Raw genomic sequence first — 26,485 nt, forward strand, 5'->3', positions numbered from 1 at the left:
CTCCGTTATTCGAGCCGGAGATGCTCCAGAACCCCGGCCAGCTGACGAGAGCTTTCGGGCCAACCCTGCAGCTTGGCGCGCCGCCCGCGCGCGGATGTTGTCAGATGCGAACGAATTCCTGGATCTGTGAGCCAAGTGTGCAGCGCAGCGGTTAGAGCTGCGGAATCGCCGGGTGGCACCAGAATGCCGGGAATGCTCCCGTCCGGCGCCGTGCCCACGGTGTACGGGACGGCGCCGGCCTCCGTGGCGAGCACGGGGATGCCCCGGGAGAGCGCCTCGGTCAGCACCATGCCGTACGTCTCCGTGTGCGAAGCCAGCACGAGAAGATCCGCGGCGTCGTATGCGGCTGCAAGGTCCTCGCCCGAGCGCGCGCCCGTCAGCCGCACCCGCTCGCCCAGGCCGTGCTCGCCGACGCTGCGGCGCAGTCGCTCCACGAATCCGGGAGCCCGGTCCAGGGGACCCGTCAGCTCGCACGTCCACGGCGGGCCGCCGGAATCCCCTCCGCGCGGACCCTGTCCCTCAGCGAAGACCGGCCGGACAGAGCCCAGGCCGGCGAGCGCTTCGACGAGCAGATCCTGCCCCTTGCGCGGTGTGAGCGCCGCGACGCACAGCAGCCGCGAGGCGCCGTCGGTCCCCCGGGCGAGAGGCGCGGGGTCGGTGCCGGGCAGGACGGAGTGGACGCGGGCCGCCTCCAGCCCGTGCCGCGCCGTCACTTCCCGCGCCGCCCACTCGCTGGTCACGACGACGGCGGCGGCCGCGTGCAGCGTCCGCCGCTCCAGCCGCTCCAGCTCCCGGGCCTCGGCGGGACCCAGGCCCGTCTCGTCCGCCAGCGGCAGATGCACCAGCACCGCCAGACGCAGCCGCCGGGCCTGCGGCACGACGACGTCGGGGACGCCGCACGCCACGAGCCCGTCGACGAGCACGACCGCCCCGTCGGGCAACTCGCGGAGCACACCTGCCAGTTCGGCGCGCGCCGCCGCGGAAGGGCGCGGCCAGGTCCCGGCGACCGCCCTCGTGCGCACCGGCGTCCCGGCCGCGCTCATCTCGCGGCACACGCGGCGGTCGTAGCTGTTGCCGCCGCTGACGGAGCGGGGATCGTCGACGTCCCCGGGCATCACCACATGGACGGGCCGCGCGGATGGCACGTCCGGCTCGTCCGCACCGCTCACAGCCGTCGCTCGTAGCTGGCCCATGCGACGTGCGACTCGTGCAGCGTCACCGAGATCGCCTCCAGCCCGCGGGCCCCCTCACCCAGGGCGCCGGCGTGGACCCGCTCCGCGAGGCGGTCGGCGACGACCCTGGCCAGCATCTCCGTCGAGGTGTTGATCCCGGCGAAGGCGGGTTCGTCGTCCAGATTGCGGTAGTTGAGGTCGCCGAGAACACCGCTGAGTTCCTGCGTCGCGGCACCGATGTCCACGACGATGCCGTCGGCGTCGAGTTCGCCGCGCCGGAAGGTGGCATCCACGACGAACGTCGCACCGTGCAGTCGCTGTGCCGGGCCGAAGACGTCACCGCGGAAGCTGTGGGCGATCATCATGTGGTCACGAACGGTGATGCTGTACATCGGCTCACTTTCCTGTACGTGCCTGTACGCGTCCTGTGTGCTGTACGGGCGGTCTGCGTCGCTGCGCGGGCTCGGGGGTGCTCAGCCGGCGGCTGTGCTCCCGTCGTTGCCGACGTTCCCCTCGTTCGCGTCGTCGTTGTCGTTCTCTTCGGCCTTGTCGTAGGTGACGAGGTGGCACAGAGCGGGCAGTTCCCCGCCCGCGATGCGGGGCATCACCGCCGGCAGGTCGCCGAAGGCGGACTCCCCGGTGATCAGGGTCTCCATCGCCGGGTCGGCGAGGAGATCCAGCGCGAGGGCCATGCGGTCGGCGAAGCCGCGGCGCGCGCGGCGCGACGGCGGCAGCGCGCCGACCTGGCTGCTGCGCACCGCCAGCCGCCGGGAGTGGAAGGACTCTCCCAGCGGGATGCTGACCTTCCGGTCGCCGTACCAGCTGAGTTCGATGACCTCACCGTCCGGTGCGAGCAGCTCCAGCGACCTGGCGAGGCCCTCCTGAGACGCGCTGGCGTGCACGACGATGTCGCACTCCCCGGTGGCGTCGGCGGGCAGGGCGAAGGGGACACCGAGCGCCGCGGCGACGGCGGCCCGGCCGGGATCGGCGTCGACCAACTGCACGCGTGCGGCGGGGAAGCGGGAGAGCACCGAGGCCACGCAGGCCCCGACCATCCCGGCACCGACGACGGCGATCCGGTCGCCCAGCGCCGGAGCCGCGTCCCACACCGCGTTCACCGCGGTCTCCACCGTGCCGGCGAGCACGGCGCGCCTCGCAGGTACCGCCTCCGGTACGGGCGTCACCGCGTCGGCAGGCACCACGTACCGGGTCTGGTGGGGGTGGAGGCAGAAGACGGTGCGGCCCATGAGGGCCGCGTCCACTCCCTCGCCGCTCTCTTCGACCACGCCCACGCTGAGGTAGCCGTACTTGACCGGCCCCGGGAAATCGCCCTCCTGAAAGGGAGCCCGCATCACGTCGTGCTGGCTCCGCGGCACCCGGCCGTCGAAGACGAGGGTCTCCGTTCCGCGGCTGACGCCCGAATAGAGCGCACGGACGAGGACTTCGCCGGGCCCCGGGGAGCCCAGGGCGACGGTGCGGATCTCGCCGGAACCCGGGGAGCGCAGCCAGTAGGCATGAGCGGTGCGCTCCATCTATGTGTCCTCCGTGTATGACGACAACTGCTAAGCCTTCACATCCCAGCGGCCACTCGTACCATAATCAGCCCCCCTCGACTCCGCCATATGCACCAGGAGGCGCGATGAGCAGCCAGCACAAGCAGGACAGGCGGGCCACGGACCAGCTGAAATTGCAGACAGGACTCGGGCTGGCCGGGCAACTGCTGCTGCTGGGAGTCCTTTGGGGCGTCACCGGTCTGGGCCCCGTGGGATGGGTGGTGGGGGCGGCCTGCGGCGTGACCGTCGGTGCCCTGCTGCTGCGATCGGGAGCCCCCGCGCTCGGACCGGCGGATCTGGTGACCCTGAGCAGAGCGGGCCTCGCCGGGGGCACGGCCGCACTCGTCGCGGACCAGGGCACGGACGCGTCCCTCGTGGTGGTGGCGGTCGTGGCGACCGTGGCGCTGGTGCTCGACGCGGTGGACGGGCTGGTGGCCCGGCGCACCGGGACGGCCTCGCCGCTCGGCGCACGCTTCGACATGGAGGTCGACGCCTTCCTGATACTTGTGCTCAGCGCCTTCGTCGGCCTGTTCGTGGGCATGTGGGTGCTGGCCATCGGGGCCATCCGGTACGCCTTCGTCGCCGGCCAGTGGATGCTGCCGTGGCTGCGCGGGCCGCTTCCCCCGAGCCGCGCCCGTAAGACGGTCGCGGCGGTCCAGGGCATCGCGCTCGTGGTGGCCGGATCCGGACTGGTGCCGGGGCCTGTCGCGGTATTCGTGGCAGGCGGCGCCCTGTCGGCTCTCGTGTGGTCCTTCGGGCGGGACATCTCCTGGCTGTGGCACGTGCGCACGCTTCCCGTCATCGCGGAGGGTGCCCTCGACTTCGCCGTGGTGCCGCGGAGCGGAAGCTCACCCGCGACCGGCGGGCAGAGGGGCTGAGCGGGCGCCATGAGAGACGAAATGCCCGGGAAACCGCACATTCCCCTCCGCGCCGTGCAATCAATTCCACGTACACGCAACCCGGTTGAGGATTCTCCCAAAAAACCAGATGCGGAGTTGGCCGACGGGTATGCTCCCGGCATGGCGTACCAGGAACTCTCTGTGAACAGCTCCCCGCGGCAAACCGCCGCTGTCGAGAGGGTGGTGGAGGTCCGGCTTCCCACGGTCCATGGAGAATTCCGTGCCATCGGATACATGGACCGCCGCACCAACCAAGAGCAAGTCGCGCTCGTGCACGGCGACATTGCCGCACACGGCGCACTGACGCGTGTGCATTCGGAGTGCCTTACAGGTGAGGTCTTCGGGTCCACTCACTGCGAGTGCGGAGACCAGCTCGGCACGGCGATGCGGATGATGGTCACGGACGGTTCCGGCATCCTCGTCTACATACAGGGTCACGAAGGCCGCGGAATCGGTCTGCTCGCGAAGCTGAAGGCGCTGCAACTGCAGCAGGAAGGCCTCGACACGGTGGAGGCCAATCTGGCACTCGGCCTTCCCGTCGATGCCCGCGAGTACACGGTGGCCGTTGAAATACTCAATGATCTGGGTGTGGAGTCCGTGCGGCTCCTCTCGAACAATCCCAGAAAGCGGGACGCACTGGAGGCGAACGGCATAACAATCGCCGAGCGCATTCCTCTGCTCATCCCGCCGAACAAGGAGAATCACCAGTATCTCCTGGCGAAGCGGAAGCGGCTCGACCACAGCCTTCCGCATCTCGACGGCCTGCTCGGCTGAGGCCGGAAGGCACCCGGAACGATCTCTGCGGTCCCGGGTCCGCGCCCAGGCGCGCGGGTCCGGGACCGACGTATGCACCCGTCCGCAGAGGCACCGGGCCGGGAGCTGGGACGCCGGCCCGGGTGCCTTGCGCGCGATTTCAGCCAGCCACGGGGGCGCCGGGCGGTGCCGGAAGCAGACCGGCTACGGCCTCGGCACTCCAGTGCCCGGCGGCGCCGGGGCGCGTGGCCAGATACGTCCCGATGCGTGCCCCGGACCAGCCGTGCGACTCCGCCAGCCCCGAGGCGAGATGTCCCAGATACGCGGCGGCCGGCGGATTCCCCGGCACACCCGCACGCGCCCAGGGAGCCGTGAACGTCAGTACGGGGTGACCGTCGAGAGTCCCGGCACAGACCAGGGTCTCGTAGCGCCCCGTGCCCAGTTCATGTCTGCCGGAGACCAGCACTTCGCGCAGGTCCAGGTCCTCGCCCGGCTCGCGGTGCATCTCCTGCGCGGCGATGTCCGCGAACTGTCCGGCCGTGACCAGCCATGCCCGGGCTGCGGTGCGGCCCTCCCCGCCGGGGTCGTAGAAGGCAGTGCCGCCCGTCCACAAGGGGGACTCCAGCGCGAAGTAGAGCTCCCCGGGGAGCATCACCGGAAGCGCCCGCTCGGGCGGACGCGGATCACGGCAGCCCGGCTGGGCGCGGCGACCGCCGGGCGGACAGCCGCCGGTGAGGTAGCAGTCGAGGCGGGAGCGGTGCATGTTGGACCCGAACGCCGCATACCAGACCTTGCGCGGGGCGGTGAACTCACGCTGCGGCGGGCCTGGTTGGCGTGGGACGTGCACTGTTCTCCCTCTCGCGTGGTCGGACGTCGCAGAGCCGCAGGCCGGACAGGCCGGCCCGGGGCGCACCTACCCGGGGCGGTCCGGCGCCGAACAGTGTGTCCGGTCACGCCGGGACGGACCGTCCGGTCACGCGGTACGCAGCGCGGCGCGGCACGCATCGCAGGCATCCTCTGTGCGACGCTCCGTCCGTATATGTGCCGTCTGTCGCGTCGCTACGTACGTGCTGCGCCGCCGTCCGCCGCGCCGCCCGCTGTCCCGGGCGCAGGAGCATCGAGCGCGTAGACCGTGACCGGCTTGCCGAACAGGCTGTCCTCGCGGCGAGGGGTGAACGCCAGACGCCGGGCCACCCGGGCCGACGCCGCGTTGTCCGGGTGGATCATCGCGGTCACGCGAGCGAGCCCCAGCTGCGAGAACCCCCCACTCCACCACCGTGGCCGCGGCCTCGGTGGCGTACCCGTGCCCCCAGGCCGAGGGCTTGAACGTCCAGCCTGCTTCGACTTCGTCGAACTGCGGCCAGTGCTGGAGGCCGCACCGCCCGACGAACTCGCCCGTCGTCCGCAGTGCGACGGCGCACAGGCCGTGACCGCGCCGCGACCACTGTTCCTCGATCCCCAGCAGGCGCTCCAGGGCCTGCTCATGGGAGAACTCCGGTACGAACCGGTTCACCCGGGGATCGGCATGCAGATCGACGAGAGCGTCCACGTCGTGCCGGGTCAGCGGGCGCAGAGTGAGCCTGTCGGTCTCGAACACGGGAGCCTCCCTGCTGGTCGTCAGTGTGGCCGGCGTTGCCGCCGTGCCCGTGGCACTCGTCCAACGACCCGATCGTGCCGACTCACTCCCGTCCCCTGCACATCAGCTCGGCGGAGGGCGCCACGGCCCAGGGCCGAGGTCGAGCGCTTCTTCGACGGGCCCGGCCTCGTCGACCCCGGCCTGCGGCCGCCGCACCGGTGGCGGCCCGGGGGCCCGTCACCCTCGCCGGTCGGTGTCGCGCGGGTCGAAGGAATCCGTGTCGACGGTGAGCGGCGCCGGGAAGGCGGCAGCGAGGTCGTCCCACCTCACGAACTTGAAGCCGGTGCTTTCCCGTTCGCCGTCGGCCGGCGTCGCCTCGCCGTCGTGGGTGGCCAGCAGTCCCTTGGGGAACGCCCTGCCCAGCGGGACGTTGAGCGCCATGGCGCCGTCGGAGTGCTGTACTCCGTCGGTCTCCGGCCCGTCCGCCACGGTGAACGATCCGATGTACGGGTTGCGCCCGCCGCGTCCGTAGACCGCGAAGGTGTCGTCGCCCTGGCTGGAGGCGAGTACGTACCCCTCGCCGTCGCCCGCGTGATAGACCGTGACGCCCTCGGCGTCCGCGCTCAGACGGTTCCCGCCGTGTCCCGGATCGTTGTCCGTGTCGAGGACGCACTCCTCCTTCGCCTCGTCGTACGTCCACGGCACGCCGTACTCGCGCACCTTGTCGAACAGTGACGGGCCGCCGAACTCGCCGTCGTCGAGGGCGATCCGCCACAGGCCCACATCCTCCTGGGCCGCGTAGAGCACCCCCTTCTCCTGGTCGACGGCCATGCCTTCCACTTGGGCCCGCTCGCCCGGGTCCGTGCACGGCTCCCAGTTCTTCCCGTCCGGCAGCGTGAACGAGCCGGGCAGGTCTGCCGTGTCCTCGGTGGCGTAACCGACCCTGCCGCCCTCGTCCTTGAGCCTCAGCAGCTTCAGCCGGGTCTCCGCACGCCGTGAGACGACCGCGTACGCCTCGCCGTCGTCGCTGTAGGAGGCGAGTCCGTAGGCCGTGTGCTGCTCGTCGACCTCCTCCTCGTCCGCGGCGAACACGGGACCCGCGGAGGCCGCGGTGACCTCGGTGAGCGGTGGTTCCCCGGCGGCGACGGCTGCCGGGTCGATGGCGTAGGCGCGGAGCCGGTCGCGGCCGCGGTCGCTGACGAGGGCCAAGTCTGTCGGGTGTCCGTCCAGTTCGAAGCCGTAGACGATGTCGACGTTGTTGAAGCGGCCGGGCTCCGATCCCTCACCCGGTGCGGGCGGTGCGCCGATGTGCTGCAGCCGCCGGCCGTTCAGCCCGTACACGTCGAGACCCGCGTCCTTGAGGGTGCCGAGGACGAGGCTGCGTCCGGGGGACTCCGGGTCGACCCAGACGGCAGGGTCGTCGGCGTCGGCGTTGCCGCCGGCTTCGTCGTCGTGCACGGCCGGGGTCTCGGCCGTCGCCGTCGTCCGCACCGGCTGCGGTGCGCCGCCGTCCGCAGGTGCGGCGGGTGCGGCCGCGGCGACGAGCAGCACAGCGGCCAGGACGGCCGCGTTGCGGGTGGCCGCGGGACGGGCGACGGCGCTGCGGACGAGGGCGGTACGGGCAAGTGCGGTGCGGATGACGGCCGCACGGGCGGTGGAAGGTCTCACGGCTCTCCTCGGGCAGGGACACGGGTTGACGCAAGCCTGAACCGGAGTGATGAACTCCCTTCCACCGCACGGCATCTGACGAAAGATCAGTGAATGACCGTCTCAGCGGTGGCGCGGATTCCGGTGGATCAGAAGGCGAAGACGCTCCCGCCGGACTTGTTCATCGTGCAGGAGTTGGCGAACGTGTGCTGCCAGGAGACCCGCTGGCCCTTCCACACGCCGTCCGCCGTGACGACGACCGGGTCCCAGATCCGGGTGCACATCATCCCCGGTGCCGCGTCCGTCACGAGCTGCTGGAACCGGCCGTTGACGGAGCGTACTTCGGCGCACGCGGTGCCGGCGGCGGGGTGGGTGCCGCTGGGCTTCGGAGCGCAGTTCAGGACGACCGCCCGCTCGACCGTGGTGGTCGCGGCGTCCGAGCCCTTGCCGACGGTCAGCACGAGAGCCGACGGTGCGTAGAGGCTCTTCGTCCCGGCGGAGTCGGCGTGTGCGACGCCGCCTCCGACCCCCGTCAGGCAGCCGACGGTGATCGCTGCCGCAGTACCGAGAACCTTGAGTCTGAACCGCATTTCGAACACTCCTTCACTTGAGTTTCCAGATATCGGACGGATGTCGGACGAGGAGGACTCTGACGGAAGCCCGGCGGAAACGCACACCGAACGATCACTTCCGGTCACGGAGAGTGGACGGAATCCTGGTCGAGAGTGGATCCGTCCAGGTGGGAACGGTTGACCGGCCATTCGGGCATGTGTCCGGCATGTGGACAAAACGGCAGTGGTTCAACCGGAAACATCTTCCTGAGCTGCGGAAACGGACTCCTGTGCGGCTGTCCGGTCGCCTCATCTCGGCCGGAAAGCACCGCTTCCGGGCATGTGCACCAGACGGACCTGGCCGGTGCGGCCCGGCCGGTGCGGCCCGGCCGCCCGTGAGTGAAGGGGCGGGTCCGCGTGTGAAGTCGCAGCTCCGCCGGATCAATTGCCACAATTCCACGGGGATATTCACGGACATGCCGTAGAAAAACCTCAGCACCGAAAGCGGATACGACGCCCGGGAACTGATTGTTCGTCCTGTTACGTTCCAGCCTTTTCTTCCCCGAGTGGCTTTCACCCGCCCACGGTTTCCCTGTTGACTGGACTGGGCGGGCAATCCGCGCCCGCGCGGCCGCGTACACGGCGGGGCATCACGATCTGAGTCCCCCGGCTTCCGTCGCCACGGGTGTACGGAAGGCATGAGCGCAGGTCGGTGTGGAGGACCGGCGCTCGCCGGTCCGCCGGGACCGCCCGTCGCGGAGTCCGCCGAAGAGGCGGAGGAGCGCGCGAGTTGACGGAGTAAAGGCCACTCCGTGACTTGCCGGACATTGCACATATCCGCCGAGAGGACGCGATGACAGATTCCCGTGATGAACAGCAGGCCCAGGGGGATTCCCGTGACGAGGAATCCGCCGCCTCCGCGCGCCCCGCGGAAGAGACGTCTGCTTCATCGCAGGATCAGGAAGAGCAGAACTCCCGGGCGCGCTTTGGCGCCCGCGGGGAGACCGGCACGGACTCCGGACCGCACGCCCGCACGGACGACGACGCGGAAGCCGACCGCGTCGTCACCACGGTGAACCCCCGGATCGTGCCCGCGGGTTCGCGGAATCCGGCACCTCCGGCGCCGCCGCCGAGCCGGACCCGCATGGCGGTGCTCGCCGCCGTCGCGGCCCTGGCCATCACCGGTCTGTCGACGGGTGCGTACATGCTGTACGGCGGCAGCGACGACGAGCAGATCTCCCGCTCCGGCGCCACACCCGGCCCGGAATGGCAGGGCGGCCAGGAGAACGACGCGCCCGGCACGGCCCCGGCTCCCGGCGAATCCTCGCCCGGCAAGGGGAAGGGTAAGGAGCCCGGTGCCGGGCGCGGTCCGGATTCGAAGCCGCCCGGGGACGAAGGCAGGGACCGTCCGCCGGAGGGGGGCGGCGGAGGCGGGGCACCGGCGCCGGAACGCCCGCCGGGGGACGGCGGCGGCCCGGACGGCACCGTCCGGATCGGGAACCACAACTCGGACCAGTGCATCAATGTCCCTGGCGGCCGGGCGCAGGACGGCATGTTCCTGGAGATCCGCACCTGTTCGGGCGCCTCGTCGATGGAGTGGAGCTTCGAGGACGACGGCACGGTGCGGGCCTCGGGCCTGTGCATGGACGTCGCCAACGGGTCGCGTGAGAACGGCACCGTGATCCAGCTCGCCGAGTGCAGTGGCAACCCGGCGCAGCAGTTCGTCCTCAACGAGGCCAGCGACCTGGTGAATCCGCAGGCCGACAAGTGCGTGGCGGTCCGCGACGGCGACGTACGCAGCGGCCAGCACCTCCAGTTGTGGGACTGCAGCGGCGACGACAGCCAGAAATGGAGCCCGGTCTGAGGCGACGGACGGGCTGTTGCGAGGTGACGGCCCGGCCTTGAGGCGTCTCGCCGGCGGACCTGGCCGGACCGGGTGAGTCGCGGACCGGTCACTGATCACCGGTCAGGCCGGGCCGTCACCGCCCCGTCCCGCCTGCTGGAGTTGCCGCTCGGCGGACGGCTGCCGGGACTTCCGCCTGCTGCCCCGTACGGCCAGAGCGGTCGGTGTGATCAACGCGGTGAGCAGCCCTACGAGACCGATCGACACGGTGAGACTCGTCAGCGAGGCGACCCCGCCGACCAGCGGCGGGCCGCCGAGGAACCCGGCATAGGCGACGGTCGTGACGAAGCCGAGCTCCCGCTCGCCGCCGCTGCCGTCCTCGCGGCGGCCCGCGTCGCCGGCCAGCGCCATCGCGACCGGGAAGCAGAACGCCAGGCCCGCGCCGGCGAGTGCGAATCCGGCGTAGGCCACCGCTCCGGCCGGAACCGCCGCCGAGGCCGTGAGTCCGCAGGCGGCGACGAGTCCGCTGCCCGCGAGCACGCGGTAAGGACCGAACCGGGCCTCCACACGCTCGCCGACCAGCCTCGTCAGCGCCATCGTCACCGAGAAGACGGAGTACGCGGTGGCCGCGACGGCCTCCGTGACCTCACGTTCACGTACCAGGAACAACGCCGACCACTCGGCGCACGTGCCCTCGGCGACCGCGGCGCACAGCGCCACCGCCGCCAGCAGCCAAAGCCGCTTGCGCACAAGCACGTTCCGGAATCCGCCGCCGGTGTGCTGCTGCTCCTTCTCCGGCCGTTCCCCCGGCAGGCCCCGCCCGGTGCACAGCAGGGCCAGCAGCCCCGCCGCCGTCACGAAGCAGAAGTGCGCGGCCGGCGCCACGCTCAGTGCGGCGGCCAGTGCGGCGCCCAGCGACCCGAGCAGTCCGCCCGCGCTGAACCCCGCGTGGAAGAACGGCATCAGGGGACGGCCCAGCTCCCGTACGACGGCGACGGCCGCCACGTTCATCGCCACGTCGACCGTGCCCATCAGGCCGCCGAGACCGGCCAGCGCGAGGCCGAGCGTCAGCGGTGACCCCGCGAGGCCGACCAGGGGCAGCGCGAGGCAGGCGGCCGCGAGTGCCGCCACGATGACCCGGCGCGCTCCCCACGCCGCACACGCGCGCGCGGCCAGCGGCGCGGTGACGATCATCGCGATGCTGGGGCCGAGGAGCGCGAGCCCGAGCCCGGCCGGTTCCGCTTGCACCTGCGAGGCGAGTGCGGGAACGCGGGCTGCCCAGGCTCCGTATAGCCCGCCGTTCACGACGAACACCACGGCCACGGCGGCGCGGTGGGAAACCACGCGTGCCCCCCTCTGTCGGCTACGGATCTTCGGCTGCGCGGGAGGGTCAGGCTATTGGCAACTCCGCTTCCGTGGATGGAAGTTGATCGGATCGCGGTGTTCTCGTCAAACCTCAGCGGGGGTCACCTAATGTCTGGACCAGACTCAGCGGCACGTGAGGGCAGGAGTACCGGAGTCCATGACCGTTCTGTGGGGAATATCGTTCGACGCCACTCCGATCTCCGGTGTGGTGGTGGAGTTCGTCAAGACAGCGCGGCACTTCCGGGAGCGGGGCTACCGGGTGCATCTGGATCTCGGCTACGACGTGAAAGCCGACAAGAACGCGTTCTTCAAGCCCTACTCGGACGAAGCGGCGCTGCTGCCGCACTGGATACGGCTCGACCGCGTCGCAGGCCTCGACCAAGTCCCCGGTTACGACCAGGACTTCGTCTCCGACGTGCTGCGCGAATGCGTGCAGGACGGCGCGGGCGCCCACCTGCTGCCGCGCGTGGAAGCCGCCGCCGAGGCCATCAGCGAGCGCATCGTGGAGACCTGGGAGCGGCTCGATGTGTCGTACGTGCTGGTGGAGAACGGCACGCTCCCGGAGAACATCACCTACACCACGGCACTCCGCTCGGCCGTCGAGCGGTACGGACGGCGCCGCCGGCTGGGGCGCTTCGTACTGTGGCGCGACCACGACCTGATGTGGCAGAGCGAGCCCGGCACCGGCAAGTACGGCACCTTCCCCTACCCGAGAACGGTGGCGCCGGTGAACTCGCCGTACATCCGGTACCTCGCCCTGCACGAGGAGGCGCGCACCAAGACCCTCGAATGGGTGCCGGACTTGGAGAACATCGACGTCCTGCCGAACACCTTCACGCACGCACCCACGGTCGGCGCCGGCGGTCCCCCCGGCACCCCGGGCGCCTTCTCGGCTCCCGGGCGGGAGCAGCAACACGGCAGTTTCCGGCGGGACTTCGGGATTCCCGAGGACGCGCCGCTCATCGCCCGCTTCACCAGGATCATCCCTCAGAAGCGCATAGACCGTGACATCCATCTGGTGGCCCGTCTCGCGGACCGCGCCGACGTCCACCTCTTCGTCGCGGGCGACACGGGGGAGTCGCCCGAGGAACACAGCAGGCTCGTGCGCCTCGCCGAGTCCCTCGGCGTACGCGACCGCGTCGTCTTCGGCGGGCGGCTCGCGCCGCACGAGGCCGGTGCCGCAGCCGCACGCGGCGACGGACACTCGGTCCGCGACCTGCTCGCCCACGCCGACCTGGCGTCCTTCCTGACCTCCTACGACTACGAGAGCTACGGGAACCCGATCGGCGAGGCGATCGCCTCGCGCGTCCCGTATCTGACCACCCGCTACCAGCTCTACGACACGGTGTACGGGGACAAGGGATTCCGCGCCCCCGTCATGGAACTCACCGACGGCGACCTGCCCACGCAGAGCTTCGTGGACAGCGTGGCCGAGCTGATCCTGGACGAAAGGAAGCGCGAGGAGATGGCGGACTTCAACCACCGGCTCGGCGAGCGGCACTTCGGTGCCGACCGTGCGGGCGAGCTGCTGACCGAGCTGTTCCTGCCGCCCATGGGCGAGCGGACCCGCATGAGCGTCGTACTGCCCGTCTACAACGAGGCGGAGAACCTGCCGGCCGTGCTGGACTCGCTGAACGGGCAGCGCGGCCCTGACGGCCCGCTGGACAAGTCGCTGTACGAGGTCGTGCTGGTCGACAACAACTCCACCGACGAGACGGTGCGGATCGCACGCCGGTTCGCCGCCGAGCACCCCGACCTGGCTCTGCACGTCGTCCCCGAGCCCGAACAGGGAGTGGCCTGCGCGCGGAAGACCGGCATGGACTTCGCGTCGCAGCGCAGCGAACGCCGCTCGGCACCCGACGCGGAGCGGCGCTTCTACCTGGTCTCGGCCGACGCCGACTGCCGCGTCGACGAGGGATGGCTGTGGGAGCTTCTGAACGCCATGGACTCGGGCAAGGCGGCGATCGGAGTGTGCGACTACTACTACGCGCCGGAGCACTTCACCACGAGGCCGCGGCTGTGGGACGCCATCCAGCGCACGCTGCGCTGCCGTGCCGTGACGTTCGCGCTCTTCGGCGGTTTCCCGGACGGCAAGGGCTTCGCCGTGACCCGGGACGCCTACGAGAAGGTCGGCGGCATCGAGATCTTCTACCAGCTGCAGAACGGCCGGTTCGTCAACCACCTGTCGGACGACTGGGACTTCGGCATCCTCGTGCGCGGCTCAGGGGAGGACATCACCTACGTGCCGGGCTCACGAGTGGAGATCAACCCCCGCCGGGTGAACCACGCCATCGACGAAGTGATCACCGGGCGCGCATACGGCTCGGACGGGATCATCGTCATGCGCGACATCCGGCCGGAGTCCTCCGAGGACCGCGAAGAGGGCGGCCAGGGCACCGCCGAGCCCCCTGACCTCACGCCTGAAGAGGCCCTGCAGGCATGGGAGTTCTCCGTCAAGGACTTCACGCCCAAGAACACCATCCTGCCGGTGCTGCTGACGCCGTCCCTGCTCGACGACGACGCGGTCGTGGAGTTCTTCGGACCGTCGCTGGCCGAACGGCTCGGAAGGCGCATCGCCGAGATCACGGACGAGATGCGCGTGGTCGACTTCACGCCGATCCACTCGTACAAGACGCCGTCCTACAGGCTGTACTTCGAGTTCGCCGACGAGATATTCGCCAGGCTGCGCGCCACCGTCGGCGAGGACATCGGCCATCCGCCGCCGCTGCCGGAGTGCCTGCGGGACGTGCCACCGGAGCGCTTCGCCGAGTTCGTCAAGTACTACTGCGAGGACCGCGAATCCGGCGAGGCCCACAACTACTTCGGAAACGGGGGCGTGTTCTGATGACGACGAACGTCGAGCTGACGGGCGGCGAGCACAGGCAGACGTACGAGGAGTCGCTCGCCTCCCTGCGGCAGACCGACCCGCGCCATCCCGAGCCGGCGGTGCTGGAGCGGCTGGCCGCCCCGGAGAACCGGCATCTCCTCGAGTACGTGACCGAGGACCCGTTCGGGGCGCACGTCTTCCCCGGCAACATCCCCGGCTTCTCGCCGGCGGACTTCCTCTCCGACCTCGACGACCAGCTGGCGCAGACGGCACCGATTCACCTGTGGTCCTACATCCCCACCTGCGCCTACCGCTGCCGCTTCTGCCAGTACCCCGTGGTGCTGGTCAAGGGAGCACCGGAGGTCGCCGAGAGCAAGGCGAACCAGTGGGTCGACTGGAACATCCGGGAGGCCGAGCTGTGGCTGCGTGAGGTGCCGCATCTGGCCTCGGCGCCCATCGGCGAGTTCAACGTGTTCGGCGGCACGCCCTCGCTGCTGCCCCCGGACGCCATCCGCCGCCTGCTCGGCTTCTACAAGGAGAACTTCAACTTCGCCCCGGACACGGCGATCCGCTTCGAGGGCGACCCCAGCACGTTCACGCCGGAGAAGCTGGAACTCCTCGCCGAACTGGGCTGCACCAAGCTGAGCAGCGGCGTGCAGTCCTTCGACGACCCGGTGCTGGAACAGTGCGGCCGGGAGCACACCGCGCAGATGTGCGTGGACTTCGTACGCAACGCGCAGCGCACCGGGTTCGAATGGATCAGCATCGATCTCATGTACGGGCTGCTCGACCAGACCGTCGACAGCGTGCGCCGGGACCTCGACATCGTCGTCGAGAACGAGCTGACCGCCGTCGTGTGCACGAAGCTCCACCTGGCCTCCTACAGCGACACCAGGACGGGGGTGGCCGGCGTGCAGCCCGCGGCGTGGCAACTGCCCGACTACCGGGACAAGTTGGTGAGGGACGGCCACCGGTGGCCGACGCTCGGTGAGCAGTACCAGATGAGGGAGCTGCTCACGGAGGGGCTCGAAAGCGCCGGCTACCGCGAACAGCCGACCATGTACTTCGCCCGTGACGGCCTCGGCCCGGAGAAGTGGAAGTCCATCATGGTCGACCAGGACAAGCAGGAGGCGGAGGTCGCGATCGGACTGGGCGGCAGCTCCAGCTGCCGCACCTCGGAAGCGATCACCGACGTGAACTGGAAGACGTACTCCGAGGCGGTCGAGGCGGGACGCGTCCCGCTGGGCTCCGCGACCCGCTTCAGCGAGGAGGGCCAGGAGGCACGGGCGGTGAAGATGGCACTCTCCACGCTGCGCCCCCTCAGCGGAAGCCTCCACCGGCAGCGCTTCCCGGGGACGTCGCTGTTCGAGGAGCCGTGGCTCGGCAGGTTCCGTTCACTGGAGGAACGCGGCCTGGCCGTCGTGGACCGCGACGCGGACGAGATCCGGCTGACGCCGGAGGGGAAGGTGCTGGTCGAGGCGGTCATCAACTCCGAACTCTGAGCGCGGCACCGGCGGCACAGCACCGCAGCGGCACCTCGGCACGCGTGCACGCCCGTACGCGTACGCGGGAAGGGCCCGAACGCCCGGCAGCGGAAGGGCCGTCCGGCCCGGGGCCGGGCGTCAGGACGAGGCCGGCGCGGAGGCCGAGGAGGGGCGCGCCCGTACGTGGATCCGCTCGCCCTGCGCTCCGAACAGGCTGAGGAACTCCACCGGACGCCGCCCCGCGTTGGCGAACCCGTGCGGCACGCGGGTGTCGAACTCGGCCGCCTCCCCGGCGGTGAGGACGAGATCGTGCTCGCCCAGGGCGAGGCGAAGCCGGCCGGACAGGACGTACAGCCACTCGTAGCCCTCGTGTGTCCGCTGCTCCGGCCGTACGTCCCCGGCCTGCTCGTGATCCTTCCGTGCCGGGAGGATCTGCTTGTACGCGTGGAGCCCGCCGAGGTCACGGGTGAGGGGCACGAACGTCTGGCCGTGCCGGGTGAAGGGACGCGGGTGGACGCGCGGGTCGCCGGTGGCGGGGGCGCCGACCAGTTCGTCCAGCTGCACGCGGTAGGCCTTCGCCAGCGGCAGTAGGAGCTCCAGGGTCGGTCGGCGCCGGCCGGACTCCAGGCGGGAGAGGGTGCTGAGTGAGATGCCGGTCGTCTCGCTCAGCCGGGCCAGAGTGGTGCCGCGCTCCTCGCGCAGAGCCCGCAGCCGCGGGCCCACGGCGGTCAGTACGTTCGCAAGGTCGTCGTCTGCCATCTCCTCATTTTGCCGAACCGGCAAGAAACTTTGTCAAGTGGAGAGGTGTCCGCGGACCATCTCCGTGAAGGAGGTGGTTCGCATGACGGACCAATCGGAACCCCTGAAGAGACACCCGCAGGCGGACGGGGAGAGGCGCTACGACGCCGTCGTCGTGGGCGGCGGCGCGGCCGGTCTGAGCGGGGCCCTGACCCTGTCACGGGCACGGCGCTCGGTGCTGGTGATCGACGAGGGCCGGCCGCGGAACGCTCCGGCCGCCGGCGTCCACGCGTACCTGGCACGCGAGGGTGTGGCCCCGTCCCGGCTGCTGGCCGACGGCCGCGCGGAGGTGACCGGCTACGGCGGCGAGATCGTCACGGACCGCGTGGTCGCGGCCGAGCGGCTGGAGGCCGGGCGCGGCTTCCGCGTCGTGCGCCGCGACGGGCCGGCGGTGCTCGCCGACCGGCTGCTGGTGACCACCGGCCTGGCCGACGAACTGCCCGACGTGCCCGGAGTGGCTGAGCGTTGGGGGCGCGACGTGCTGCACTGCCCGTACTGCCACGGCTGGGAGGTCCGCGATCAGCCGGTCGGCGTGCTGGGCACCGGGCCGCTCGCGGTGCACCAGGCACTTCTGTGGCGCCAGTGGACCGCGGACGTGACGCTCTTCCTGCACACGGCGCCCGAGCCGGCCGAGGACGAGTACGAGCAGCTCGCCGCCCGCGACATCGCCGTCGTGGACGGGAAGGTGGCGTCGCTGGAGGTGACCGGCGACCGCCTCACGGGGGTGACTCTGGCCGGCGGCCGTGTGGTCCCACGCCGGGCACTGGCGGTCGCGCCGCGCTTCACGGCACGCGCCGGAATCCTCACCGGGCTGGGGCTCGGAACGACCGAGCAGGAGACGGGCGGCCATGTGGTCGGCAGCTATGTCGCCGCCGATCCGACCGGGGCGACGGAGGTACCCGGGGTGTGGGTGGCGGGGAACGTCTCCGGCCTGACCGAGCAGGTCATCGGCGCCGCCGCGGCGGGAGCGCGGGCCGCCGGCGCCATCAACGCGGACCTGGTCGCCGAGGACACCCGCCGGGCCGTCGCCGCCCGGCGGGCTCCCTTCTCCGCCCCGATGGAGCGGGAGCTGAGCGAACGCACCTCCGGCAGCCGCCGGCACGGCCTGTGAGACGTAACGCGGCACGACGGCGGGAGAAGTCCCCGCCCGGAAACGAGGAAACGGAGAGGACACACCGATGACCGACGACACGAACACCGCCTCACCCCAGGAGTACTGGGACGGCCGCTACGGCGAGAGCGACCGGATGTGGAGCGGCGATGCCAACGCCGTCCTGGTACGCGAAGTCACCGGCACGCAGCCCGGGCGGGCCCTGGACCTGGGCTGCGGCGAGGGAGCCGACGCGATCTGGCTCGCGCGGCGGGGATGGCGGGTCACCGCTGTCGACATCTCCCGTATCGCCCTCGAACGTGCGAGCAGGCACGCGGCGGATGCGGAGGTCGCCAGTCGCATCGACTGGGTGGAGGCCGATCTGGGGACCGGCTTCCCCTCCGGGAGCTTCGAACTGGTCTCCGCCCACTTCCTGCACTCCGAGGTCGAACTGCCCCGGGAGCAGATCCTCCGGGCCGCCGCCTCGGCCGTCGCTCCGGGCGGTGTCCTCCTCGTCGTGGGCCACGCCGGGTGGCCCTCCTGGGAACACCACCCCGATCACAGCGTCGAGTTCCCCACCCCGGACGAGGTCCTGCAATCCCTTGAACTGGCGGAAGGGGAATGGGAGGTGCTGCTCAGCGGCGAACATGAGCGGACGCAGACCGGGCCCGACGGCCGGGACGGAGTCCGCACGGACAACGTGCTCAAGCTCCGGCGGCTGGCGGGCTGACCGCCCGGGCGTCTGACCGGTTGCCGGGCGCCCGGCAACCGGTCGACGGGTCCCGCACCGAAACGGACCACGCGTCCGGTCAGGCCTCCGTCTTCGGCTTTCTGAACGCGCCGACGGCCGCGACGCCCACGCCGCCCAGAACCAGCACCAGTCCGCCGATGTTGTCCCAGCGCGGCCCGGACGCCGCCTCCCGGATGCGCTCGTAACTCTCCACGGATATCGGACAGTTCTTCTCCTCGTCGACGAACCCCGATGTCCTGCCGGTGTCCTTGGCGCACTCGGCCTCAGGCTCTTCCGGCTCCCAGACGAACAGACCCACCCCGATTGCGATCAACAACGCGGCGAGCACGAACAGTTTCGGCTTCGTCATGATCCCCCCTCATGGGAAGTACGCATTCGACAGCGCCCACGGATGAGGGCAAGCAAAGGTACAACGCCCGCCGCGCAACGCGACCCCGTACGGAGGGGCCCGTGTGGGTCCCGGGCAGCCCGGTGCCGTACGAGGCGCTGCGGGGCTGTCCGGGGTTCAAGCCCTGACTGCCTGCCGGGCGGGGGAGAGGAGTTCGCTGACCGCCGGATCGGGACGGTCCGCGATGAGGCCGGCGACCATGCGTCCTGTCGCCGGTCCGAGCATCAGGCCCAGCATGTTGTGCCCCGATGCGAGATAGACACGGGACTTCCCGGGGACGAGGCCGATGGCGGGCAGCCCGTCGGGGGTCATGACCCGGGCGCCGACCCACTCGTCCTGGCGTGCCGACCAGGCCGCCGACTTCAGATAGCCGCGCGCGGCGGCGACGATCGCCGAGACCCGCCGCGGGTGGAAGGCCTCCGCGTCGCTGTCGAACTCCATGGTCCCCGCGACCCGCAGCCGGCCTCCCATCGGTGTGAACACCACGCGGGCGTCCCCGAGATGGACGACGCGCCGCGGCATCGGGTCCGCGTCGACGGAGAAGCTGTAGCCCTTGCCGGGGAAGAGACCGACGTCGGCGCCCAGGCCCCGGCACAGTTCACGGGACCAGATCCCGGCGGCGACGACGGCGGTGTCACTGACGAAGTCGCCGTCCTGCGTACGTACGCGGGTTCGGCCGCCGGCCTCCTCGACCGACGTCACCCGCGTGCCCTCCACGATCTCGACTCCCCGCTCCCGCAGAGCACCGGCGAGCCGGTCGACGAAGAGCGAAGGGACCACGGACCACTGGTCCTCGACGAGGATTCCCGCCCGTGCGCCCGGCCCCAACGCCGGTTCCAGCTCGGACAGTTCGGCCCCCAGCAGCACTGAGGACCCGAGCGGCGCACCGATCTCGCGGAAGCCCCGCAGCGCGCGGTGCGCGCTGTCCGCCGAGCCGTACGCGAAGACGAAGCCGCGCTTGACCGGGTCCGCCTGAACCCCGGCCGCCTCCAGCTCCTCGAACAGCCGGAAGCTGCCCGACGCCAGCCCGGACAGCGCCCGGACACCCGAGGCGTACCGTCGCCGGGTGGAGTTCCGGCCGAAGCGGACGAGGAAGCGGACCAGTGCGGCGTTCAGACGCGGCCGGATGTACAGAGGACTGTCGGAACGGGGCAGTCCGCGGAGCGCGGGCCCGATGACACCCGGCGCGGGCAGCGGCGTGACCAGATCGGGGCAGATCTCGCCGGCGTTGCCGCGGGAGGCGCCGCTGCCGACCCGGTGGCGCTCCACGACGGTGACGCGCAGCCCGGCCTCCCGCAGGTAGTACGCGCAGCACAGCCCGATGAGCCCCCCGCCGGCCACCGTCACCGACTCGGTCCTGCGTGCAGCGGTCACGTGGCCTCCCATGTCCGGGTGTGCGGGCTGTCTGCGCGTACGCCCCGGTCCGCGGTCGCGGTTCAGGGCCGGTCACCGACGACGTTAGACAGCCGGACCGGCGCGGAGCATCAGGCGAAGCGTCCGAGAGACTGCCGGCCAGGGCGGCGTTCTTCGTATGGTTGGTCCGACGAGAGGGCGGAGGCGGCCATGGCGGACCCCGGCAGGGCACCGGCGCTGACCCCGGAACTCGCGCAGGAGATCGCGGGGGAGACGAGCGCCGTGATCGGCCTGAACGTGCTCATCACCGACCGGGAGGGGACGGTGATCGGCAGCGGCGACACGTCCCGGGTGGGTTCGGTGCACGAGGCGTCGCTGGAGGTGCTCCGTACGCTGCAGGCCCGCACGCACTCCGCGGAGGAGGCCGGCCGGCTGCGCGGAGTGCGGCCCGGCATCACCCTGCCGATCGTGCACGACGGCGTGCCCGTGGGCACCGTCGGTCTCACCGGGGCGCCGCGCCGGGTGCGGCAGTTCGGGCTCGTGGTGCAGCGGCAGACGGAGATCCTCCTGCAGGAGTCGGTCCTGCTGCGCTACCGCCTGGTGCGGGAGAAGGCGCGCGAGGATCTGCTGAGGGACGTCGCCTTCTTCGACCCCGAGTCCGCCGACCCCGGGGTGATCGTGGCGCGCGCCGCGGAACTCGGCGTGGACCTCCTCCTGCGCAGAGCCGCGGTACTGGTCGTCACGGCGCTCCAGGAGGCGGACGCTCCTGCCGGCCCGCCGGGAACGCTCCCGGCCGCCTCCTCCCCGCTGCGCACCGCACGTGAGATCTTCGGCGACCCGCATGACGTGGTGGCGGAGATGCGGGCCGGCCGGATCGCGGTGCTGTGCAGGGTGTCCGCCGGCGAGGAGTGGGCGCATGGCGTGGAGCAGCGCTGCCGCGACCTGGTTCACGCGCTGCGGCGCCGCCACGGGGTCACCGCTCACGCGGGTTTCGGAGAGGCCGCCGCGGACGTGCCCGCCCTGCACGTCTCGTACGCCGACGCGGACGACGCGGTCCGCATCGGCCCCGGGGCCCTGCCGGGCGGCGACGTCTTCCCCGTTCGCGCCCTGCGAGTCCAGCAACTGCTCGCGAGCACCAGGCCGCAGGCGCGCGCCCGCTTCACCGGCGCGCGCCTGGGCGGGCTGGCGGACGAGCCGCCCGGCTCGCCGCTGCGTACGACCGTGGTCGCCTGGCACGAATCCGGCTTCAACCTGGTGCAGGCCGCGAAGAGGCTGCACATCCACCGCAACACCCTCCTCTATCGGCTGGACAAGATCAGCAAGCTCACGGGCAGGAACATCCGGGAGCCGGTGGAGGCGACCGCCGTCTACCTCGCCTGTCTGGTCGACCAGCTGGGCGGCGGATGACGGCCCGGTCCGCACGGGACCCGACGGCACCCCTAGGACGCTTCGTACGAAAGAGACGGCGCGGAGCGCGTGGATACCAGGCACTTCGAACAGTGACGCGGAATACGGCACTGCCTACTGTGATGGCCCTCTACCTGGCCCTCTATCGCTCGGAGGAAGGTGAATGCCGTGGGGTTCCTCGACTGGGTCATGCTCCTTGCCTATTTCGTTCTCCTCGTCGTCATCGGAGTTCAGACGATCCGGAAGGTGAAGTCCGAGGAGGATTTCGCCGTCGCCGGGAACCGGATCGTATGGCCCGTGTTCTTCGGCTCCCTGGCGGCTTCGTTCCTGGGCGGGGGAGCGTCGCTGGGAATGGCCGGGAAGTCCTTCTCCGACGGCTACGTCTACATGTTCGCCTTCTTCGGATACGCCGTCAGCTTCCTGCTCGTGGGACTGTTCGTCGCACCGCGCCTGAAGCGCTACGCCGGCGCGCACACGGTCGGCGACGTCATGGACGAGCACTACGGCAGGGCGGGCCGGCTGCTGACGGGCGTGCTGTCCATACTGCTGTGCGCGGGAATTCTCGGAGCGCAGGCACTGGCGATCGGCACGGTGGTCAACGCCACGCTGGATCTCCCTCAACGGCCGTCGATCGCGGTCGGCATGGCGGTCGTCGTGCTCTACTCGTCCTTCGGCGGCGCCTGGGCCGTGATCCAGACCGACATGCTGCAGTTCGTGTTCCTGGGCGTGTTCATTCCCGTCACGCTGATTCTGGCGCTCGGCGAGACCGGCGGACCTTCCGGGCTGGTCGAATCCATTCCGGACGCGCATCTCACGTTCGGCGGCAGCTACAGCGCCGCCGCGTTCGTCGGACTCTTCGTCGCGTTCCTGCTGGGCGAGACGCTCGTACCGCCGTACGCACAGCGGACGTTCTCCACGCCGGACAGCAAGCACGCACGGCGCGGATTCGCGCTCACCGGGATCTTCGCCTTCCTTTTCTACTTCGTCGCCGCCACGCTCGGACTCGTCGCGCTAGCGCTCTACCCGGACATCGAACCGGACCAGGCGATCCCGACCCTGGTGATCAAGCTCGTGCCGGCGGGACTCGTCGGACTGGTCGTGGCGGCGCTGCTCGCCGTGGTGATGTCCACGGCAAGCTCGTATCTCAACGCCGCGGCGGTGGTCTTCGTGAAGGACGTCTATCAGCCGCTGGTACGGGGAGGGACCGGCGTGCGGCGCAAGCTGGCGCTGGAGCGCGGGCTGACGCTGCTCGTCGGCGGGCTCGCGACACTCTTCGCCCTCGTCGTCCCCTCGATCGTGGACGCGCTGATCTACGCGTACTCGTTCTGGGCGCCGACCGTCGTCATACCCCTGCTGATCGCCCTGCTCTTCGGCAGCCGGTCGAAGCCCGCCGCCCTGTCCGCGATCATCGCGGGGGCGGCGGCCACGCTGATCTGGCTGGTGTGGTTCCAGGACCGCACCGGGCTGGACCCGATCGTCGTCGGCGCCGCGGTGAACCTGGTCGCCTTCGTCACCGCGCACGCGGTGACGCGCAACCGCGGCGGCCGTCGCAACCGCCCCCGTACAGCGGTCTGACGGGGCCGGGAAGACTTGTGCAAGAGCTTCGAGAGGACTCGCGGGAGGAGGAGAGAGAGTGACTGTCTATTCGGTGCTGCTCTACGCAGTCCCCGCGCTGGTGATCGCGGTGACGCTGTACACCGGCTACCTCGGCTTCAAGTTCTACATCGCGGAAGTCGTCAGGAATCCGGAGGAGTGAACGGGCGAACGGGTCCGCCCCGGCCCCTGCCGGGTCAGCCGTCGCCGCGGTGTTCCCACATGCGGCCGAGGAACTCCACGATGCGGTCGGCGTGGTGGAGGCCGGGGTCCAGGTCCGGGTTGTAGATGCACAGCGTCATACCCGCAAGTCCCGGCGCTCGCAGGGCGGTTGAGGTCAGCAGTTCGAGCTGCGGCCAGGTCAGGCCGCCCGGCTGCGGGTAGTCGACGGCCGGCAGCGCCTCGGTGGACAGCACGTCGAGATCGACGTGCAGCCACCAGTTGCCGGCCCGCCGCAGAATGCGGTCCGTTGCCTCGCCGGCATGCCGCCCCGGGGAGTCGCCGGACGCGCCGACCTCGTCCGCGGTGCGCATGTCGATCGTCCCCGCCAGCGAGGGGACGCGGTGCGCGGCCAGCTCCCCGGAGTCGCGGGGTCCCAGCGCGACGACGGCGTCGGGGTCGAGGGCCGGCAGCAGCCGCACCAGTGAGCGCGGAAGGTTCTCGCGGTGCATCCCCAGCAGGAAGCCGAGTTCGCAGTCCGCGGCCTCACCCGTGGTGCTGCTGTCCGGCGCCCAGGCGTCCTCATGACCGTCGACGAACAGCAGGCCTGTTTCTCCGGCCACGTCGGCCGCACCGCGCAGACAGCCCAGCAGTACGGGACAGTCGCCGCCCAGCACGAGGGGGAGTTCACCCTCGTCCAGGGCGCCGGCGACCGCCTCGCGCACGGAGGCGGTGACCGTCTCCAGGCCGCCGGGTGAGATCAGCCCCGACCGGGTGTCGCGCTCGGGGCTGAGCGTCCCGACGCGGACGTCACCGGCATCGTGCACCTGATCAGTCCGGCCGGTGCGCGGGCGTCCGGCGCCGGGCGCGGGGGCCCCGCCCGGAATCCTCTCCCGCAGCCGGCCGACGAGCCCGGCGTCGCGCAGAGCCCGGGGCGCACGTGCCACACCGTCGGGACGGCCGGCGGAGTTGAAGGGAACGCCGAGGATTCTCAAGGGGTCCTCCCGAGTTCTGTGTGCACGCCGGGGCAGACGGCCGGGGCAGGCGCAGCCCGGGACCGCGATGACGTCCAGCGTCCCCCGGGCGGGGAAGCGCGGAGCGCAGAATCGCCGCACCTCATGCGCGTACGGCGCGCGGGGGGAGCTCGTCAGGACCGAGCGGAGACCTGGGGGCGGCTGTCTCCCGCGCTTCCCGCTTCCCCGCGTCAGCCGGGGACGGGTGGAGCTACGGTTTCCGCCCCGAGAATTGGACCGTACCTTTAGAGTGAAGCGCGTGTCCGTGAAGAGATCCTTCGTCAGAACCGCGCTCGCCGCCGCCGTTCTGGGACTCGCGGGTGTCCCTGTCGCCGCGCCCCACGCCGTCGCCCGCGCCGAGGCCGAGCCGCCGGCCGACGCCTCCGGGCGTACGGCGCACGCGCCGCAGCTTCCCGCGGCCGCGCCCGCGCAGGACTGGGCGCCGCCGCTGAGCACCAGGGGCCGCTACATCGTCGACGCCCGCGGCGAACGGTTCAAGCTGAAGTCGGGCAACTGGCACGGCGCGAGCGGCACTTGGACCGGTTCGGGCTCGCCCGACGATCCGGCGGACAACCACGCGGGGGAGAAGTCCGGCCGTATGCCGCTGGGACTCGACCGCGCGCCCATGTCGGAGATCATCGCCGGTTTCCGCGAGCTCGGGCTCAACAGTGTCCGTCTCCCCTTCTCCAACGAGATGATCCACGACGAACGCCCCGTCGCGGACGCCTCGGTGGCCGCCAACCCCGCGCTGAAGGGGAAGACGCCGCTGCAGGTCTACGACGCGGCCGTCGAGGCCCTCACCGGCGCCGGACTCGCCGTGATCCTCAACAACCACACCAACACCACGCGTTGGTGCTGCGGCGTCGACGGCAACGAACGGTGGAACAGCAGTCAGAGCACGGAGAAATGGGAGAGCGACTGGCTGTTCATGGCCGGGCGCTACCGCGACAACCCGCGCGTCGTCGGCGCCGATCTCTACAACGAGGTGCGCCGCTCCGTCCTCGACGACCCCAACTGGGGCCTCGGCGACCGGCACGACTGGTTCGCCGCGTCGCAGCGCCTGGCGGACCGCATTCTCCAGGAAGCCAACCCCGGCCTGCTGATGATCATCGAGGGGATCAACTGGACCGGGCTCCCCGTGGACGGACTCCCGCACGGCCGGCCCACGCTCGAACCCGTCCAGCGGCTGTCGCACACCCTCGTACGCTCCGGGAAGCTCGTGTACTCCGCCCACTTCTACGGCTACACGGGACCGAACCACAGCGGTGCCACCGGGATCGGCGAGACCTCCGACCCCCGCTACCGCGACTTCACCCGCTCCGAGCTGTACGACGTGCTCCGGCGGCAGGCCTTCCACGTCGCCTCGCAGCAGGACCGGCATTTCACCGCGCCCGTGTGGATCAGTGAGTTCGGAGTCGGCGGCCGGGAGGAGACCGGTGCGAAGGAGCGGGCCTGGTTCGGGAACTTCACCGACTTCCTCATCGAGTCGGACGCCGACTTCGCCTACTGGCCGCTCGTCGGCTGGCACGAGGACCGCAAGGGCAACGGCTGGGCCCTGCTGCACTGGGACTCGGAGGGCCGCCGGATGGGCGTGTACGACGGTGACGACTGGCGGGAAGACGCCTGGAGGCGGCTGGTCGAGGCACCCGGCCGGACCGGCGAGGTCGCCAGGCCGGACCGCTGGTCGATGCTGAGCCCGGACCACGGTGACTTCGTCGCGTCCCTCCGGATGCGCGGAGTGCCCGACTGGGACCGCGGGGCGCGGAAGGCCGCCTGCCCGGACGGCCAGCGGCTGGCGGGGCTCAGCCACTCCGGCAACCGGGGACTGTGCACGGACGCGGGGGCCCGCGGTCCCGTGGCCGGAAGTCCGGCGCGAAGCGGGCCCGCCGGAGACGCATACGAGGTCGTCCGCGACGAACGGCACGTCGAACCGGGCAACGACTGGGCGTACGGGCACACCAAACTCCAGTGTCCGCCCGGGCAGTTCCTCACCGGTTACAGCGTGCGCGGAGCCGCCGTCTCCGCCGCCCTGTGCTCCGAGGCCGGGCAGAGCCTCGGGGCGGACGGCCGGACGGTGTGGTTCGACCGGTCCGACAGCCGCCCGCCCGACGCCGGGGGAGGCGACTTCGCGTACGGCCACCACAAGGGCCAGTGCGCGGACGACGAGTACGCCGCCGGCATCGCCCACACCCGCCGGGCGGGATCGTCCGGGGCACCCGGCGCCCTGTTGTGCCGGAAGCTGGACCGACCGTGAACGGCGGCA

Annotated in this window: 23 protein-coding genes and 1 pseudogene; 11 read left to right on the forward strand and 13 right to left on the reverse strand. The window is 71.1% G+C overall.

What is annotated here, in order from left to right:
- Nucleotides 1–5: 5 nt before the first annotated feature.
- The 3 genes from AN215_RS05805 to AN215_RS05815 form a co-directional block, all read right to left on the reverse strand.
- Nucleotides 6–1,193, reverse strand: coding sequence for a glycosyltransferase family 4 protein (locus AN215_RS05805; protein ID WP_070009894.1), 1,188 nt, complete (start codon nucleotides 1,191–1,193; stop codon nucleotides 6–8).
- Complete coding sequence (locus tag AN215_RS05810) at nucleotides 1,166–1,564, reverse strand: 6-pyruvoyl trahydropterin synthase family protein (protein WP_070009893.1); 399 nt, start codon at nucleotides 1,562–1,564, stop codon at nucleotides 1,166–1,168. The genes AN215_RS05805 and AN215_RS05810 overlap by 28 nt, the downstream gene beginning before the upstream one ends.
- Before the next feature lie 81 nt (nucleotides 1,565–1,645).
- Nucleotides 1,646–2,704 carry a zinc-dependent alcohol dehydrogenase gene (locus AN215_RS05815; RefSeq protein WP_245694266.1) on the reverse strand — a complete coding sequence of 353 codons (1,059 nt, stop codon included), beginning with the start codon at nucleotides 2,702–2,704 and terminating at the stop codon, nucleotides 1,646–1,648.
- Between the two features lie 107 nt (nucleotides 2,705–2,811).
- Here AN215_RS05815 and AN215_RS05820 point away from each other — a divergent pair, with 107 nt between their 5' ends.
- Entirely contained in the window at nucleotides 2,812–3,603 is a 792-nt protein-coding gene (locus tag AN215_RS05820) for a CDP-alcohol phosphatidyltransferase family protein (RefSeq protein ID WP_079122724.1), read from the forward strand.
- 141 nt (nucleotides 3,604–3,744) lie between these two features.
- Nucleotides 3,745–4,398, forward strand: a complete 654-nt coding sequence (gene ribA / locus AN215_RS05825) for a GTP cyclohydrolase II (RefSeq protein ID WP_070009892.1) — start codon at nucleotides 3,745–3,747, stop codon at nucleotides 4,396–4,398.
- 139 nt (nucleotides 4,399–4,537) lie between these two features.
- On the opposite strand, the gene AN215_RS05830 is transcribed toward ribA, so the two are convergent.
- The 5 genes and pseudogenes from AN215_RS05830 to AN215_RS05845 form a co-directional block, all read right to left on the reverse strand.
- A complete protein-coding gene (locus AN215_RS05830) occupies nucleotides 4,538–5,224 on the reverse strand; it encodes a histone deacetylase (RefSeq protein ID WP_070009891.1) in 687 nt (228 codons plus the stop codon).
- A 212-nt stretch (nucleotides 5,225–5,436) separates the two neighbouring features.
- Nucleotides 5,437–5,613, reverse strand: a complete 177-nt coding sequence (locus AN215_RS30730; RefSeq protein ID WP_338057910.1) for a hypothetical protein — start codon at nucleotides 5,611–5,613, stop codon at nucleotides 5,437–5,439.
- An 82-nt stretch (nucleotides 5,614–5,695) separates the two neighbouring features.
- A pseudogene (locus AN215_RS30735) lies at nucleotides 5,696–5,974 on the reverse strand (GNAT family N-acetyltransferase); the annotation flags it as partial.
- A gap of 216 nt (nucleotides 5,975–6,190) precedes the next feature.
- The gene (locus AN215_RS05840) at nucleotides 6,191–7,513 is read right to left on the reverse strand and encodes a phytase (protein ID WP_420856127.1); all 1,323 of its coding nucleotides are present in this window, start codon (nucleotides 7,511–7,513) and stop codon (nucleotides 6,191–6,193) included.
- Nucleotides 7,514–7,749: 236 nt separating this feature from the next.
- Nucleotides 7,750–8,190: a subtilase-type protease inhibitor gene (locus AN215_RS05845; protein ID WP_070009890.1), complete on the reverse strand. Its 441-nt coding sequence runs from the start codon at nucleotides 8,188–8,190 to the stop codon at nucleotides 7,750–7,752.
- 814 nt (nucleotides 8,191–9,004) lie between these two features.
- Between AN215_RS05845 and AN215_RS05850 the strand changes: the two genes are divergently transcribed.
- Nucleotides 9,005–10,015 carry an RICIN domain-containing protein gene (locus tag AN215_RS05850; RefSeq protein ID WP_070009889.1) on the forward strand — a complete coding sequence of 337 codons (1,011 nt, stop codon included), beginning with the start codon at nucleotides 9,005–9,007 and terminating at the stop codon, nucleotides 10,013–10,015.
- A gap of 102 nt (nucleotides 10,016–10,117) precedes the next feature.
- Here AN215_RS05850 and AN215_RS05855 read toward each other — a convergent pair whose 3' ends face one another.
- Complete coding sequence (locus AN215_RS05855; protein ID WP_079122726.1) at nucleotides 10,118–11,338, reverse strand: MFS transporter; 1,221 nt, start codon at nucleotides 11,336–11,338, stop codon at nucleotides 10,118–10,120.
- A 178-nt stretch (nucleotides 11,339–11,516) separates the two neighbouring features.
- On the opposite strand from AN215_RS05855, the gene AN215_RS05860 reads away from it, so the two are divergent.
- Entirely contained in the window at nucleotides 11,517–14,204 is a 2,688-nt protein-coding gene (locus tag AN215_RS05860) for a glycosyltransferase (protein ID WP_070009888.1), read from the forward strand.
- Complete coding sequence (locus tag AN215_RS05865) at nucleotides 14,204–15,688, forward strand: radical SAM protein (protein ID WP_070009887.1); 1,485 nt, start codon at nucleotides 14,204–14,206, stop codon at nucleotides 15,686–15,688. The genes AN215_RS05860 and AN215_RS05865 overlap by 1 nt, the downstream gene beginning before the upstream one ends.
- Before the next feature lie 120 nt (nucleotides 15,689–15,808).
- On the opposite strand, the gene AN215_RS05870 is transcribed toward AN215_RS05865, so the two are convergent.
- The gene (locus tag AN215_RS05870; protein ID WP_070009886.1) at nucleotides 15,809–16,429 is read right to left on the reverse strand and encodes a helix-turn-helix domain-containing protein; all 621 of its coding nucleotides are present in this window, start codon (nucleotides 16,427–16,429) and stop codon (nucleotides 15,809–15,811) included.
- An 82-nt stretch (nucleotides 16,430–16,511) separates the two neighbouring features.
- Here AN215_RS05870 and AN215_RS05875 point away from each other — a divergent pair, with 82 nt between their 5' ends.
- Together AN215_RS05875 and AN215_RS05880 are read left to right on the forward strand one after the other, a co-directional pair.
- Nucleotides 16,512–17,579: an NAD(P)/FAD-dependent oxidoreductase gene (locus AN215_RS05875; RefSeq protein WP_070009885.1), complete on the forward strand. Its 1,068-nt coding sequence runs from the start codon at nucleotides 16,512–16,514 to the stop codon at nucleotides 17,577–17,579.
- A gap of 67 nt (nucleotides 17,580–17,646) precedes the next feature.
- A complete protein-coding gene (locus AN215_RS05880) occupies nucleotides 17,647–18,288 on the forward strand; it encodes a class I SAM-dependent methyltransferase (RefSeq protein WP_070009884.1) in 642 nt (213 codons plus the stop codon).
- Between the two features lie 79 nt (nucleotides 18,289–18,367).
- Here the strand turns inward: AN215_RS05880 and AN215_RS05885 are convergent, their stop codons facing one another.
- Nucleotides 18,368–18,658 carry a hypothetical protein gene (locus AN215_RS05885; protein WP_070009883.1) on the reverse strand — a complete coding sequence of 97 codons (291 nt, stop codon included), beginning with the start codon at nucleotides 18,656–18,658 and terminating at the stop codon, nucleotides 18,368–18,370.
- Nucleotides 18,659–18,814: 156 nt separating this feature from the next.
- Nucleotides 18,815–20,071, reverse strand: a complete 1,257-nt coding sequence (locus AN215_RS05890) for an NAD(P)/FAD-dependent oxidoreductase (RefSeq protein WP_171904131.1) — start codon at nucleotides 20,069–20,071, stop codon at nucleotides 18,815–18,817.
- Between the two features lie 189 nt (nucleotides 20,072–20,260).
- Between AN215_RS05890 and AN215_RS05895 the strand changes: the two genes are divergently transcribed.
- The 3 genes from AN215_RS05895 (at nucleotide 20,261) to AN215_RS30610 (ending at nucleotide 23,213) form a co-directional block, all read left to right on the forward strand.
- Nucleotides 20,261–21,457, forward strand: a complete 1,197-nt coding sequence (locus AN215_RS05895) for a CdaR family transcriptional regulator (protein ID WP_070009881.1) — start codon at nucleotides 20,261–20,263, stop codon at nucleotides 21,455–21,457.
- 168 nt (nucleotides 21,458–21,625) lie between these two features.
- A complete protein-coding gene (locus tag AN215_RS05900; RefSeq protein WP_107374278.1) occupies nucleotides 21,626–23,032 on the forward strand; it encodes a sodium:solute symporter family protein in 1,407 nt (468 codons plus the stop codon).
- Nucleotides 23,033–23,090: 58 nt separating this feature from the next.
- Nucleotides 23,091–23,213, forward strand: a complete 123-nt coding sequence (locus tag AN215_RS30610; RefSeq protein WP_275520758.1) for a hypothetical protein — start codon at nucleotides 23,091–23,093, stop codon at nucleotides 23,211–23,213.
- A gap of 34 nt (nucleotides 23,214–23,247) precedes the next feature.
- Here the strand turns inward: AN215_RS30610 and AN215_RS05905 are convergent, their stop codons facing one another.
- Complete coding sequence (locus AN215_RS05905; protein WP_070009880.1) at nucleotides 23,248–24,204, reverse strand: arginase family protein; 957 nt, start codon at nucleotides 24,202–24,204, stop codon at nucleotides 23,248–23,250.
- Between the two features lie 283 nt (nucleotides 24,205–24,487).
- Between AN215_RS05905 and AN215_RS05910 the strand changes: the two genes are divergently transcribed.
- The gene (locus tag AN215_RS05910; protein WP_107374298.1) at nucleotides 24,488–26,476 is read left to right on the forward strand and encodes a glycoside hydrolase family 5 protein; all 1,989 of its coding nucleotides are present in this window, start codon (nucleotides 24,488–24,490) and stop codon (nucleotides 26,474–26,476) included.
- Nucleotides 26,477–26,485: the final 9 nt, after the last annotated feature.

Source organism: Streptomyces abyssalis, assembly GCF_001751365.1.
Classification (GTDB): domain Bacteria; phylum Actinomycetota; class Actinomycetes; order Streptomycetales; family Streptomycetaceae; genus Streptomyces; species Streptomyces abyssalis.

What these genes read in the sequence shown, in the direction of transcription:
- AN215_RS05810 (WP_070009893.1), bottom strand. Translation starts at nt 1,564, where the DNA reads ATGTACAGCATCACCGTTCGTGACCACATGATGATCGCCCACAGCTTC.
- AN215_RS05875 (WP_070009885.1), top strand. Translation starts at nt 16,512, where the DNA reads ATGACGGACCAATCGGAACCCCTGAAGAGACACCCGCAGGCGGACGGG.
- AN215_RS05895 (WP_070009881.1), top strand. Translation starts at nt 20,261, where the DNA reads ATGGCGGACCCCGGCAGGGCACCGGCGCTGACCCCGGAACTCGCGCAG.
- AN215_RS05815 (WP_245694266.1), bottom strand. Translation starts at nt 2,704, where the DNA reads ATGGAGCGCACCGCTCATGCCTACTGGCTGCGCTCCCCGGGTTCCGGC.
- AN215_RS05820 (WP_079122724.1), top strand. Translation starts at nt 2,812, where the DNA reads ATGAGCAGCCAGCACAAGCAGGACAGGCGGGCCACGGACCAGCTGAAA.
- AN215_RS05870 (WP_070009886.1), bottom strand. Translation starts at nt 16,429, where the DNA reads ATGGCAGACGACGACCTTGCGAACGTACTGACCGCCGTGGGCCCGCGG.
- AN215_RS05885 (WP_070009883.1), bottom strand. Translation starts at nt 18,658, where the DNA reads ATGACGAAGCCGAAACTGTTCGTGCTCGCCGCGTTGTTGATCGCAATC.
- ribA (WP_070009892.1), top strand. Translation starts at nt 3,745, where the DNA reads ATGGCGTACCAGGAACTCTCTGTGAACAGCTCCCCGCGGCAAACCGCC.
- AN215_RS05850 (WP_070009889.1), top strand. Translation starts at nt 9,005, where the DNA reads ATGACAGATTCCCGTGATGAACAGCAGGCCCAGGGGGATTCCCGTGAC.
- AN215_RS05805 (WP_070009894.1), bottom strand. Translation starts at nt 1,193, where the DNA reads ATGGGCCAGCTACGAGCGACGGCTGTGAGCGGTGCGGACGAGCCGGAC.
- AN215_RS05880 (WP_070009884.1), top strand. Translation starts at nt 17,647, where the DNA reads ATGACCGACGACACGAACACCGCCTCACCCCAGGAGTACTGGGACGGC.
- AN215_RS05860 (WP_070009888.1), top strand. Translation starts at nt 11,517, where the DNA reads ATGACCGTTCTGTGGGGAATATCGTTCGACGCCACTCCGATCTCCGGT.
- AN215_RS05865 (WP_070009887.1), top strand. Translation starts at nt 14,204, where the DNA reads ATGACGACGAACGTCGAGCTGACGGGCGGCGAGCACAGGCAGACGTAC.
- AN215_RS05845 (WP_070009890.1), bottom strand. Translation starts at nt 8,190, where the DNA reads ATGCGGTTCAGACTCAAGGTTCTCGGTACTGCGGCAGCGATCACCGTC.